This window comes from Polynucleobacter sp. UK-Gri1-W3 (assembly GCF_018881595.1).
Classification (GTDB): Bacteria; Pseudomonadota; Gammaproteobacteria; order Burkholderiales; family Burkholderiaceae; genus Polynucleobacter.
Genome location: NZ_JACVQA010000001.1, coordinates 160,317 through 173,213, shown reverse-complemented (window position 1 = coordinate 173,213; position 12,897 = coordinate 160,317). Strand labels below are relative to the sequence as shown.

General features: G+C 46.2%; 10 protein-coding genes. 9 read left to right on the top strand and 1 reads right to left on the bottom strand.

Going from position 1 to position 12,897, the window contains the following annotated elements; translation table 11 throughout:
• Nucleotides 1–9: 9 nt before the first annotated feature.
• Nucleotides 10–1,530: a threonine ammonia-lyase, biosynthetic gene (gene ilvA, locus ICN36_RS00840; RefSeq protein ID WP_216226575.1), complete on the bottom strand. Its 1,521-nt coding sequence runs from the start codon at nt 1,528–1,530 to the stop codon at nt 10–12.
• Nucleotides 1,531–1,664: 134 nt separating this feature from the next.
• Here ilvA and ICN36_RS00835 point away from each other — a divergent pair, with 134 nt between their 5' ends.
• The 9 genes from ICN36_RS00835 (at nt 1,665) to nudB (ending at nt 12,874) form a co-directional block, all read left to right on the top strand.
• Nucleotides 1,665–5,504, top strand: coding sequence for an FAD/FMN-binding oxidoreductase (locus tag ICN36_RS00835; RefSeq protein ID WP_216226574.1), 3,840 nt, complete (start codon nt 1,665–1,667; stop codon nt 5,502–5,504).
• Nucleotides 5,504–5,902 (top strand): gamma-butyrobetaine hydroxylase-like domain-containing protein, encoded by a 399-nt coding sequence (locus ICN36_RS00830; RefSeq protein WP_216226572.1) that lies wholly within the window; start codon nt 5,504–5,506, stop codon nt 5,900–5,902. The genes ICN36_RS00835 and ICN36_RS00830 overlap by 1 nt, the downstream gene beginning before the upstream one ends.
• Nucleotides 5,902–6,645 carry a bifunctional demethylmenaquinone methyltransferase/2-methoxy-6-polyprenyl-1,4-benzoquinol methylase UbiE gene (ubiE, locus tag ICN36_RS00825; protein WP_216226571.1) on the top strand — a complete coding sequence of 248 codons (744 nt, stop codon included), beginning with the start codon at nt 5,902–5,904 and terminating at the stop codon, nt 6,643–6,645. The genes ICN36_RS00830 and ubiE overlap by 1 nt, the downstream gene beginning before the upstream one ends.
• 70 nt (nt 6,646–6,715) lie before the next feature.
• Nucleotides 6,716–7,624: a Tim44 domain-containing protein gene (locus ICN36_RS00820; protein ID WP_216226570.1), complete on the top strand. Its 909-nt coding sequence runs from the start codon at nt 6,716–6,718 to the stop codon at nt 7,622–7,624.
• A 53-nt stretch (nt 7,625–7,677) separates the two neighbouring features.
• Entirely contained in the window at nt 7,678–8,298 is a 621-nt protein-coding gene (locus tag ICN36_RS00815) for an SCP2 domain-containing protein (protein ID WP_216226569.1), read from the top strand.
• A 3-nt stretch (nt 8,299–8,301) separates the two neighbouring features.
• On the top strand, nt 8,302–9,888 hold the full coding sequence (gene ubiB / locus ICN36_RS00810; protein ID WP_216226567.1) for a ubiquinone biosynthesis regulatory protein kinase UbiB: 1,587 nt from the start codon (nt 8,302–8,304) through the stop codon (nt 9,886–9,888).
• Nucleotides 9,889–9,940: 52 nt separating this feature from the next.
• Nucleotides 9,941–10,594 (top strand): DUF502 domain-containing protein, encoded by a 654-nt coding sequence (locus ICN36_RS00805; protein ID WP_216226564.1) that lies wholly within the window; start codon nt 9,941–9,943, stop codon nt 10,592–10,594.
• 16 nt (nt 10,595–10,610) lie between these two features.
• Nucleotides 10,611–12,410, top strand: coding sequence for an aspartate--tRNA ligase (aspS, locus tag ICN36_RS00800; protein ID WP_216226563.1), 1,800 nt, complete (start codon nt 10,611–10,613; stop codon nt 12,408–12,410).
• A 20-nt stretch (nt 12,411–12,430) separates the two neighbouring features.
• A complete protein-coding gene (gene nudB, locus ICN36_RS00795; RefSeq protein ID WP_216226561.1) occupies nt 12,431–12,874 on the top strand; it encodes a dihydroneopterin triphosphate diphosphatase in 444 nt (147 codons plus the stop codon).
• The last annotated feature ends 23 nt before the right edge of the window (nt 12,875–12,897 follow it).

Below are 12,897 nucleotides of genomic sequence, written 5' to 3'. Positions count from 1 at the left end.
TAACGGAGTCTATTTCAGGAACAGACGATATGCAGAGTTATTGGTTTCATCCCAGTGTGGATAGCCTAAAGTAGATAAGAAGCTCTGGAATTTCTTCTGTTCATTTTTCGGCACTTGAAGGCCAATCAAAATACGGCCATAGTCAGCACCATGATTACGGTAATGAAACAGACTGATATTCCAGTTTGGCGCCATGCTGGTTAAGAATTTCATCAAAGCACCTGGGCGCTCTGGAAATTCAAAACGATAGAGCAATTCATCTTTAGCCAGTGCGGAGTGTCCACCCACCATATGACGTAAGTGTGATTTTGCTAATTCGTCATGAGTTAAGTCAATTGTTGCGAACTTTGCTTTACGGAAATGCTTTGCAATTGCTTCGCTGTCACCGGCTTTTTGTGTGCTGATACCAACAAAAATATGCGCTTCACTGTGATCGCCAATGCGATAGTTAAATTCAGTAACATTGCGTTTGCCGAGTAATTCGCAGAAGCGTTTAAAAGAGCCGCGTTCTTCAGGAATGGTGACTGCAAACACCGCTTCACGGAACTCACCAACATCTGCACGTTCTGCTACAAAGCGAAGACGGCTAAAGTTCATATTAGCCCCGCAAGCCACAGCCACTAGGGTTTTCTTCTTAATGCGCTTTTTCTCAACATACTTCTTCATGCCTGCAATGGCTAGTGCGCCAGCGGGCTCAAGAATACTGCGCGTATCGGTAAATACATCGTTAATAGCCGCACAAATTTCATCTGTGTCGACGGTGATGATTTCATCAACTACTTTTTTGCAGATACGGAATGTTTCTTTTCCAACCAACTTAACTGCCGTGCCATCAGAGAACAGGCCAACATCTTTCATCTCAATGCGTTTATTTGCCTTGAGTGATTGATTCATAGCATCTGAATCCGAAGCCTGAACGCCGATCACTTTAGTTTTTGGACTAACAGCTTTGACGTATTCACCAATGCCGGCTATTAAGCCACCGCCACCAATCGCCACAAAAATCGCGTCGATGGGTTTTTCATATTGGGTAAAAATTTCGTGGGCAATGGTGCCTTGCCCTGCAATCACATCAGGATCGTCAAAAGGGTGCACAAAAGTGAGGCCCCGTTTTTTGCCTAAAATCTCTGAGTGCTTGAATGCGTCACTATAGGATTCACCATGCAGAATGATTTCTATCCAAGATCCGCCTCTTGCCTTCACTGCATCGATTTTGACGCTTGGAGTGGTCACTGGCATCACGATCACGGCTTTGCACTTCATTTTGGCGGCTGATAGGGCTACGCCTTGGGCATGATTACCTGCGGAAGCAGCAATAACCCCACGCTTTAAGGCTTCTGGGGGTAGATGGGCCATTTTGTTATAGGCGCCACGCAGTTTGAAGGAGAAAACAGGTTGGTTATCTTCCCTTTTAAGGAGCACCTGGTTGCCCAAGCGTTTAGTCAGTTCTGGGGCGACCTGAAGCTCTGTTTCTCTGGCTACGTCATAGACGCGAGCCGATAAAATTTTCTTTAAATAGTTCGTTGCCATCCAATGAGCGTACCACGGATGGCTTCTAAGCCCTTAGATTTGCAGGGGTTTATTCATTTTGGGAGCAACTTTCTCGGAATCCTGCCACTATCAGCTTCGCTCTATTAAAATGCTTATTTATCAAATATGTCGCTATGAACGCACCATTGGCTTTAAACCAGTTGTTGGATGCTGAGGCGGGTTCTCCCCGTCTTCGCGAAATTCCCTACAACTACACCTCCTTTTCTGATCGAGAGATTGTTATTCGCTTATTGGGCGAGGAGTCCTGGCGCGTTCTCAATAACTTGCGTGGCGTTCGTCGCACAGGTCGTTCTGCGCGCATGTTGTTTGAAATTCTCGGTGATATTTGGGTAGTTCAGCGCAACCCTTTCTTGCAAGATGACTTGCTCGACAGCCCAACCCGTCGCAAACAATTAACCGATGCTCTATGGCATCGCTTGGGCGAAGTGAAGAAGCGCAATGGTGGGGATTCTGCAGATCAAGTAGATATCCTATTAAGTGCTGCCTATCGCGCAATTGAAAATTTCGAAAACGGATTTAAAGAAGTCGAAGTCATACGTAAGCGTGCTCGCAAGGAATTGGGTCGCCACACTGCTTCAGACAATATTTGTTTTGATGGTGTTTCTCGCGCTGCGCATGTTACTGATGCAACTGACTGGCGCGTTGAATTTCCACTCGTTGTGCTGAAACCCGATTACGAATCTGAAATTCCAGGCCTAGTGAAGGCTTGTGTTGAATTAGGTTTGACCATTATTCCTCGTGGAGGCGGCACTGGTTATACCGGTGGTGCTATTCCACTCTATGCAATGTCCGCAGTGATTAACACTGAGAAGTTGCAAGATATTGGCAGCGTCAAAGCTAAGAAGTTACCAGGGCTTGATGGTGAGGTACCAACAATCTTTACGGGTGCTGGCGTTGTTACACGTCGAGTAGCGGATGCTGCAGAGCTTGCTGGTCTTGTGTTTGCGGTCGATCCTACTTCTGCCGATGCAAGTTGTATTGGCGGAAACATTGCCATGAATGCTGGTGGTAAGAAGGCTGTTCTTTGGGGAACCGCCCTAGACAATCTTGCTAGCTGGCGCATGGTTGACCCTGAAGGCAATTGGTTGGATGTTGAGCGTGTTGAACATAATATGGGCAAGATCCATGATGTGGGAACCGTACGCTTTCAGTTGACTTGGTCTGATGGAAATAGTGAACCAGGTGAGCGCATTCTCAAAAAAGAATTATTAGAAGTTGAAGGTCGACGCTTCCGCAAAGAGGGTTTAGGTAAAGACGTTACTGATAAATTTTTATCAGGTTTACCTGGTGTGCAAAAAGAAGGTTGCGATGGTTTGATCACTAGCGCAACTTGGGTATTGCATCGCATGCCGAAATTCATGCGCACTGTTTGCTTGGAGTTTTTTGGTCAAGCACGAGAAGCTATCCCAAGTATTGTCGAGATCAAAGCGTATTTAGATGGTTTGAGTAAGCAAGGCGGGCCAATTCTGGCTGGTCTTGAGCATTTAGATGATCGCTATTTAAAAGCGGTTGGCTACTCCACCAAATCAAAGCGTAATAGCATGCCGAAGATGGTATTGATTGGTGATATTGCCGGTGACAACGAAGAGGCTGTCGCAGCCGCTACTAGCGAAGTAGTGCGTATGGCGAACTTACGCGTTGGTGAGGGTTTTGTGGCCGTTAGTGCTGAGGCTCGCAAAAAGTTCTGGCTAGATCGTGCTCGTACAGCTGCGATTGCCCGCCATACCAATGCTTTTAAGATTAACGAAGACGTCGTGATTCCTTTGCCCCGTATGGGCGAGTACACCGATGGTATCGAACGCATCAATATTGAGCTTTCACTCAAAAATAAGCTGCAAGTACTTGATGGCCTTGAAGCTTTCTTGAAAAAGAGCGCACTACCACTAGGTAAGAGTGATGCTGAATATGAAATTCCTACAGCAGAAATCTTGGGTGATCGGGTTCAGCAGGCCTTAGAGCTTATTGCCAAGGTGCGTGGGCGTTGGGCAGAGTGGCTTACTGAGATGGACTCTTATTTCCCACGCTTGCAGGACTACAGCTTGCGTGCCTCTTGGAAAGAAGAAGTGCGTTCAGAGCTGCGAATCATTTTTGGTGGTCTTGCATTTGAGCCGATTTTGGCTGAGTTGGAAGCAATCCACAAAAATATTTTGCGTAAGCGCGTATTTGTAGCTTTGCATATGCACGCTGGAGATGGCAACGTTCACACTAATATTCCGGTGAACTCCGATGACTACGAGATGCTGCAAGATGCGCATTGTTCGGTAGATCGCATCATGAAATTGGCACGCTCTTTAGATGGTGTCATTTCTGGTGAGCACGGAATTGGCATTACAAAATTAGAGTATTTGACTGAAGCCGAACTTAAAGACTTCCGTAGCTATAAAAATCGCGTTGATCCAGAGGGTCGATTCAATAAAGGCAAGTTGATGCCTCATGCTGATCTCAGCATGGCTTACACACCAAGCTTTGGCTTGATGGGTCATGAGTCAATCATCATGCAACAAAGCGATATTGGAGCGATTGCCGATAGCGTGAAAGATTGTTTGCGTTGCGGTAAATGTAAGCCTGTTTGCGCAACCCACGTACCACGTGCAAACCTGCTCTACAGCCCACGCGACAAAATCCTAGCAACTTCTTTGTTGATCGAAGCCTTCTTGTATGAAGAGCAAACTCGCCGCGGTGTTTCGATTCGTCATTGGGAAATGTTTGATGACGTTGCTGCACACTGCACGGTATGTCATAAGTGTTTGACGCCTTGCCCAGTCAAGATTGACTTTGGTGATGTGACCATGAACATGCGCAACCTTTTGCGCAAGATGGGACAGCAACGCTTTAATCCTGGTACTGCTGCATCTATGTTCTTCTTAAACGCAACTAGCCCAGAAAGTATTAATCTTGCTCGCAAGACCATGATTGGCTGGGGCTACAAGTTGCAACGCTTGGGTAACGATGTATTGCGTAAGTTTGCAAAGCAACAAACTGCTCATCCACCTGCAACAGTAGGTAAACCAAGCGTCAAAGAGCAGGTCATTTTCTTTGTAAATAAGAAGATGCCTGGCAATCTTCCTAAGAAAACGGCGCGTGCTTTGTTGGATATTGAAGATGCGAACTATGTTCCCATTATTCGTGATCCTAAGACGACTTCTGCAGACACAGAGGCGGTGTTTTATTTCCCGGGCTGTGGGTCTGAGCGTTTGTTCTCGCAAGTTGGTTTAGCTACGCAAGCCATGTTGTGGAATGTGGGCGTACAAACTGTTCTGCCACCTGGGTACCTTTGTTGTGGTTACCCCCAACGTGGCAATGGTGATTTTGATAAAGCGGATAAGATGATTACGGATAACCGCGTGTTATTCCATCGTGTTGCCAATACCCTGAATTATTTAGATATCAAGACCGTCGTTGTTTCGTGCGGAACTTGTTATGACCAATTAGCTGGATATCAGTTTGAACAGATCTTTCCTGGCTGCCGCATTATTGATATCCATGAGTTCTTGGCAGAGAAGGGCGTGAAGCTCTCCGGGGTAACGGGTGTGAAGTACATGTATCACGATCCTTGCCACTCCCCAATGAAGTTGCAAGATCCCTTGAAGACGGTTAATGAACTCATTCAGCTAGAGGATGGCAAGGCCATTCAGAAGAATGATCGTTGCTGTGGTGAGTCTGGTACTTTGGCTGTTACTCGCCCCGATATTTCTACTCAAGTGCGCTTTCGCAAACAGATTGAGATGGAAAAAGGCGCTAATGATTTGCGCAAAGACGATTTCACTGGTGATGTCAAAGTGTTAACCAGCTGCCCATCATGCTTACAAGGTCTCACGCGCTTTGATGCCGATAGCGATACAACAGCCGATTACATTGTTGTGGAGATGGCTCAAAAAATACTGGGTAAGGATTGGATGCAAGACTATGTAACCAAAGCAAACCAGGGTGGTATTGAGAGGGTTCTCGTTTAATGATTCCGAGTAATGTTGTTGTGCATCAACAGTCTAAGGTTCTAGAGCTTTCCTATGAGGGCGGCAATATTTATCGCTTACCTTTTGAATTGTTAAGAGTTTTATCACCCTCTGCTGAAGTCCAAGGTCACGGTCCAGGGCAGGAAACATTGCAAACTGGCAAGCGCGATGTTTTAATCGCCAACCTAGAGCCAGTAGGACACTACGCCCTCAAGCCTAGCTTTTCTGATGGACACGATTCTGGCTTGTTTACCTGGGATTACTTATTGTTTCTGTGTGAGAACCAGGAGCAATTATGGAAAGAGCATTTAGATAAATTGGTCGCTGCCGGTCTAGATCGTGATGCGCCAATGGGTCAGCCTGGTGGTGCATCAGGCCATTCTTGTGGAAGTCATTAATGAGTAAAACGCACTTCGGGTACAAAAGTGTTGACGAGTCGGAGAAGGCTGGCAAGGTTGCTGAGGTATTTCATTCGGTAGCCAGCAAATACGATGTGATGAATGACCTGATGTCATTTGGTTTGCATCGAGTTTGGAAAAAAATTACGATTGCGCGCGCAAATGTGCGCCCTGGCCAAAAGGTATTGGATATTGCTGGCGGTACTGGTGATCTAGCAGCAGCTTTTGCAAAAGCTGCTGACTGGGGCCGCAATCCTGATGCTCAAGTTTGGTTGAGCGACATCAATGCCTCTATGTTGGGGGTTGGGCGTGATCGTTTGTTAGATCGCGGCATGGCATTGCCTTGTGTTCAGTTTGATGCTGAAAAAATACCTTTCCCCAATAATCATTTTGATGTGGTGACGGTTGCATTTGGTTTGCGCAATATGACGCACAAAGATGTTGCTTTGGGTGAAATGTGCCGCGTAATTAAGCCGGGTGGCCGTGTCTTAGTCTTGGAATTTTCTAAGCCAGATGCTTTTTTACAGCCGGTATATGACACTTATTCATTTAAGGTTTTACCTTGGCTGGGCGAGAAAATTGCGCAAGATTCAGAAAGCTACCGTTACTTAGCAGAATCCATTCGGATGCATCCCGATGCAGAAACTCTTAAGGAAATGATGTTGGGAGTAGGATTTGATGAAGTAGAAACCCACAGGATGACTGGGGGTATCGTTGCCCTACATATTGGTATTAAATACTGATAATTAGATAGTTTTTAAGGTCTTAAAAACTAAAGAAGTACAGCAGTCAAAAGAAGGGGTAAAGATAAAAATGAATAAACATTTTTTTAAAGCGGTTCTCTTAAGTTTTACTTTGATCATTGGAATGGTTGGACAGGTGGATGCTGCTCGCTTGGGCGGCGGAAGAAGCCTTGGTCGAGCTCCAAGTGCGCCAATGCAACGTCAAGCTGCTCCTGTCCAAAAGCCAGTTCAGCAAGCACAGCCGACTGCTCCAGCCCCGACTCCTCAAACACCTGCACCTAGTCGTTTTGGCGGCATGGGCGGCATTTTAGGCGGCCTAGCTGCTGGTTTGGGAATTGGTTATCTCTTATCTCATTTCGGAATGGGTGAGGCGGCATCTTCTCTCATTACTGGTTTACTTATTGCAATGTTGGCAGGCTTTGTCATCATGTTTGTGATTCGCAGATTATTGCCAGCAATGTCTGTTGCTGGTCAGAATGCCAACGTACCACCACAAGGTATGCAACGCAGTAACGTAGACTCTCCAAGACAGGAACCTGCTTTTGCACCTGCTGCAAATGCATTCGGTGGTGTGAGTGCTGAGCCTGAGGTATTTCAGTCAACCTTACCCCCAGGATTTGATCAGCAAGCATTTTTGGAGAATGCAAAACAATATTTTGTGAGCTTGCAAAAAGCTTGGGATCAAGGCGACCTTGCATCCTTGCGTGAATTTACGACGCCTGATATGTTTGCCACGATTCAGCAGGATTTATCTGGTCGCACCGATGGCAGCAATCAAACGGATGTTGTCACGATTAATGCCCAGCTTATTGGTATCGAGACGGCTGATAGTCATTACCTCTGTAGCGTTCAGTTCAGCGGCATGATCCGCGAGCAACAGGGTGCTCCAGCTAGTGATTTCTCTGAAATCTGGAATTTAAGTAAGCCTGTGGACGGTCCTGGCGGCTGGGTACTAGCGGGCATCTCTCAGTTGGTTTAAGCTTTAGGTACTTTCCGTTGGAAAACCCGCACTAGTGCGGGTTTTTTACACTTATGAATAGACATTTTTCAACCACCCATACGTTTGCTTCTGGCGCAGCTTGCCGGGGGATTAATCACGTTTTGGGGAGTGAGCCCTGGGCCTCGGCTGAGTTGGCTCGGCACGCAAACAAAACCATTTTGTTGCAGCTACCTTTGGGCAATCTTTGTTTTGAGATAAAACCGGATGGTTGTTTAGCGAGCCTAAAAGAGATCGAGGCACCTTCGCTCACCTTGCAGGTTTCTGCTAAAGCGTTGAGTGATCTAGCAGGCAGCTCAGGTTCTTTGCGAGAGCAGGCATTTAAAGCTGTCAAAATTACTGGCGATGCAGACTTAGCCCAATTATTAGGTCGCCTAGCAGGACAGTTGCGCTGGGAATACGAGGAAGACTTGGCTCGCTTGGTGGGCGATGCGCCAGCCAATTTCGCCGTAAGACAGGGTAAAAAGTTTGTCTCTGCCACTCGATCTGCTGCCAGCGATTTACTGGACAATGTAGTGGAATATGTCAGCGAAGAAAAGAAAGTACTTTTAAATAAGCGAGACTTTATGGTTCGTAAATCCGAATTAAGTGAATTACGCGAATCTGTGGATCGCATGGAAAAGCGCATTCAACTTTTAGAGCAAAAGGCTAAATAAATCGTGCGTCGAATTGCCCGTCTCTGTTTCATATTTTTCACTGCATGGCGATATGGTTTATTGCCACTTCTGCGCGATCTTTTAAAGCCTGGCATTCGTCGAGGTTTCTTAACGATATTGTGCTGGGCTTCGCCGGGCCGTCATTTGCCTAGAGGCGACCGCATTCGATTAACGCTAGAGGCGCTTGGTCCTATTTTTGTGAAGTTTGGCCAAGTACTTTCAACTCGTCGTGATTTATTGCCAGAAGACATTGCCAATGAATTGGCTAAATTACAAGATCAAGTACCGCCATTCTCTAATGAAGAATCCCGTCGCTTAATTGAGAAAGATTTAGGGCAGCCGATCGAAGAAGTCTTCCTTAGCTTTGATGCAACTCCAGTAGCAAGCGCATCTGTTGCGCAAGTCCACTTTGGCGTATTACGTGGCACAGATAAACGCCCAGAATGGGAGGGTCGCGCAGTAGCTATAAAAGTCTTACGTCCAGGCATTCTCCCAGTGATTGATGGTGATATTGCACTGATGTATGACTTGGCTAAAGTCGTAGAAAAGATTTCTGAGGATGGTCGCCGATTAAAGCCGCGAGAGAATGTGGCAGAGTTTGATAGACACTTGCATGATGAATTGGATCTCATGCGCGAAGCTGCTAATGGGAGCCAGCTACGCAGACAATTTGCGGATTCTCAAAAGTTAATGATTCCCGAGATGTACTGGGACTTATGTCATACCAATGTGATTGTTATGGAGAGAATGTATGGCATCTCCATTGGTAAAACTGCAGCGTTAAGAGAGGCGGGCGTTGACTTTAAAAAGCTGGCTTCTGATGGTGTAGAAATCTTCTTTACTCAAGTATTCGAGTATGGTTTCTTTCATGCGGATATGCATCCCGGCAACATCATGATTAGCTTGGAGCCTGAAACATTCGGCCGTTTCATTTCACTAGATTTTGGAATTGTTGGTGCATTAAGTGAGTCGGATAAAAATTATTTAGCACTCAATTTCTTAGCATTTTTTAATCGTGACTACCGTCGCGTTGCTGAGTTACATATTGAGTCAGGCTGGGTTCCAGCCAATACCCGGGTCGAGGAATTAGAGGGCGCGGTACGTTCAGTTTGCGAGCCGTATTTTGATCGCCCGCTAAAGGAAATTTCCTTGGGTATCGTGCTGATGCGTTTATTCCAAACGTCACGCCGCTTTAAGGTGGAAATTCAGCCGCAACTCACTTTGTTGCAAAAAACCCTTCTCAATGTCGAGGGACTGGCCCGTCAGCTAGATCCTGATCTGGATCTGTGGAAAACAGCGAAGCCGATTCTGGAAAAATGGGTAAGCAAGCAGTTAGGGTGGCGTGGTCTTATTGATGGCATCAAGGAAGAGGCACCTACTTGGGCCAAAATTCTGCCGACACTGCCACGTTTGATTGCGGATAGCCTGGCACAGGCCCGAACCCCCATAAAAGACCAAACAGGCGAATTAGAGGTTTTAAAGGCCCTTTTGTTGCAAGAAAGACGCACACATCGCCTTTTGGCAGGCGCTTTGCTCTTTGCCGGTGGGTTTTTGGCTGGAATTTTGATCATCAGCCTAGGCATTTATTAGTCTCTCGCTGATTGGTTGCTAACCCGCTAAAATAGCGGGTTAGGCAGAACACATGAAAAAATACTTTATTGCTGGCATCCTCGTTTGGGCACCATTGTCGATCACCATTTGGGTGATTGCTTGGGGCTTGGGTCTGCTCGATGGTGTTTTTGGTTCGGTAATGCACGCCATTATTGTGGTTCTCCCTGATGATGCCGCTAGAGATTTGCAGCATTTCCGCGAGCTCCCAGGTGTTGGCATATTGATTGTGATTGTGGTCATCCTGCTCACCGGATTAACTGCTATTAATTTCGCTGGACAGTGGTGGTTAAAGGTCTGGGACAAATTTGTTAATCGCATACCGATTGTTCGTTCAATTTATTCAAGCGTTCAGCAAGTGTCATCCACTTTATTTTCTGGTAGCGGCCAGGCCTTTAGTAAAGCCTTGCTCATTCGTTATCCCCATGCCGATTCTTGGGTGATTGCTTTTCAAACCGGGATACCTGCTAAAGAAGTAACTGCCAAATTAGGCGAAGACTACGTTAATGTTTTCTTGCCAACTACCCCAAACCCTACCTCTGGTTTTTTCATGATTGTGCCGCGTGCACAAACAATTGAGTTGGAGATGAGTGTAGAAGAGGCATTGAAGCATATTGTTTCAATGGGCTCTGTTCCTCCCAATAGTTCTAGTGGCCTAACTGCATCTCAGTTGCCACACCATTTTTGATTTATAGGAAATTCTTATGTCGATGCGAAGCCATACCTGCGGCCAGGTAACCGATTCACTGATTGGTCAAGAAGTCACACTCTCCGGCTGGGTTAATCGCCGTCGCGACCACGGAGGCGTTATCTTTATTGACCTGCGCGATCGCGAAGGTTTTGTACAAGTAGTTTGCGATCCCGATCGCCCAGAAATGTTTGCCCTTGCTGAGCAAGTACGTAGCGAGTTCTGTATTCAGATCAAAGGTCTTGTTCGTGCCCGCCCTGCTGGTACTGAGAACGCTGATTTAGTCAGCGGAAAAGTAGAGATTCTTTGCCATAGCTTAGTGATCCTCAATGCTTCTGTAACTCCGCCATTCCAAATTGATGATGAGAATTTATCTGAGACTACTCGTCTGACCCATCGTGTATTGGATTTACGCCGTCCACAAATGCAAAAGAATTTGCGTCTGCGTTACAACGTCGCAATGGAATGCCGTCGTTATCTAGATGATGCTGGTTTTATCGATATCGAAACACCAATGCTGACAAAGAGCACTCCTGAGGGCGCACGTGATTATTTAGTACCATCCCGTGTGCATGATGGCCAGTTCTTTGCATTGCCACAGTCACCACAATTATTTAAACAGTTGTTAATGGTTGCTGGCTTTGATCGTTACTATCAAATTACTAAATGCTTCCGTGACGAAGATTTGCGTGCTGATCGTCAGCCTGAATTTACTCAGATCGACTGTGAAACCGCTTTCTTAAGTGAGTTGGAAATTCGTGATTTATTTGAAAACATGATTCGTCATATTTTCAAGAAGACCATGAATGTTGAGTTGCCTAACCCATTCCCAACCATGCCTTATTCCGAGGGCATGGCGCGTTTTGGCTCCGACAAGCCAGATTTACGTGTGAACTTTGAATTCACCGAATTAACGGATTTAATGAAAGACGTTGATTTCAAGGTGTTCTCGGGCCCTGCCAACCAAGTTGGTGGCCGAGTGGTTGGCTTGTGCGTTCCTGGCGGCGCTGAAATCAGTCGTAGCGAAATCGATGACTACACCCAATTTGTGAGTATCTATGGTGCTAAGGGTCTAGCTTGGATCAAAGTGAACTCTGTTGCTGAGGGTCGCAATGGTTTGCAGTCACCAATCGTTAAGAATTTGCATGATGCAGCAATTGAAGGCATCTTGAAGCGTACTGGTGCAAAAGATGGCGACATCATTTTCTTCGGTGCCGATAAAGAAAAAGTAGTGAACGATGCGATTGGTAATTTACGTTTACGCATTGGTCAGTCTGCTTGGGGTAAAGCGCATGGTCTCTTTACCGAAGGTTGGAAGCCATTGTGGGTAGTTGATTTCCCAATGTTTGACTACGATGAGGGCGAAGCCCGTTGGGTTGCTTGTCATCATCCGTTTACTAGTCCTAAAGACGAGCATATGAAGTATCTGGAATCCGATCCAGGTAAGTGCTTGGCTAAAGCGTATGACATGGTTCTGAACGGTAGCGAAATTGGTGGTGGCTCTGTCCGTATTCACCAAGAAGCAGTTCAAAGCCAAGTATTCCGTGCATTGAAGATTGATGCAGAAGAAGCGCAAGCGAAGTTTGGTTTCTTATTAGACGCCCTTCAATATGGTGCGCCTCCACACGGTGGTATTGCGTTTGGTCTCGATCGCATCGTAACCATGATGACTGGTGCAGAATCCATTCGTGATGTGATTGCCTTCCCTAAAACACAACGCGCGCAATGCTTATTAACTCAGGCTCCTAGCCCAGTCGATGAGCGTCAGTTGCGTGAGTTGCATATCCGTTTGCGTCAAGCTACACCAGCCGCTTAAAGCAATTTAAGTAACCCACCTTGAAAATCCCTATTTCGGTTTTAGTCGTTATCTATAAATCGAATAGGGATGTTTTGTTAATAGAGCGCGCTGATCGTGCGAGCTTTTGGCAATCAGTAACTGGCAGCCTTGATGCTCTGGATGAAAATCTGGCCTTAGCAGCTGCCCGCGAAGTTTTTGAGGAAACAGGTATTGCTGTTGATCAGTTGCCAACAGGTGCATTACAGAATATGCACCACCAGATCGAATATGAAATCTACCCCGAGTGGCGCTTTCGTTATCCTCCTGGAGTCACTACAAATATCGAGCATTGGTTTGCTCTACAGGTTCCTGACGACACAATAGTTAAATTGGCCCCTAGAGAGCATGTAGCTTATGAGTGGCTACCCTACAAAGAGGCGTCTAAAAAATGCTTCTCTCCTAGCAATGGCGAGGCTATTGTGAAATTATTTTCTGCGAGTTAAGCCAAGTCAAACAGTCAACTAGG

Excerpts from the sequence above, each read along its gene's own strand:
- ilvA (WP_216226575.1), bottom strand. The coding sequence starts at position 1,530 with ATGGCAACGAACTATTTAAAGAAAATTTTATCGGCTCGCGTCTATGAC.
- ICN36_RS00835 (WP_216226574.1), top strand. The coding sequence starts at position 1,665 with ATGAACGCACCATTGGCTTTAAACCAGTTGTTGGATGCTGAGGCGGGT.
- ICN36_RS00830 (WP_216226572.1), top strand. The coding sequence starts at position 5,504 with ATGATTCCGAGTAATGTTGTTGTGCATCAACAGTCTAAGGTTCTAGAG.
- ubiE (WP_216226571.1), top strand. The coding sequence starts at position 5,902 with ATGAGTAAAACGCACTTCGGGTACAAAAGTGTTGACGAGTCGGAGAAG.
- ICN36_RS00820 (WP_216226570.1), top strand. The coding sequence starts at position 6,716 with ATGAATAAACATTTTTTTAAAGCGGTTCTCTTAAGTTTTACTTTGATC.
- ICN36_RS00815 (WP_216226569.1), top strand. The coding sequence starts at position 7,678 with ATGAATAGACATTTTTCAACCACCCATACGTTTGCTTCTGGCGCAGCT.
- ICN36_RS00805 (WP_216226564.1), top strand. The coding sequence starts at position 9,941 with ATGAAAAAATACTTTATTGCTGGCATCCTCGTTTGGGCACCATTGTCG.
- aspS (WP_216226563.1), top strand. The coding sequence starts at position 10,611 with ATGTCGATGCGAAGCCATACCTGCGGCCAGGTAACCGATTCACTGATT.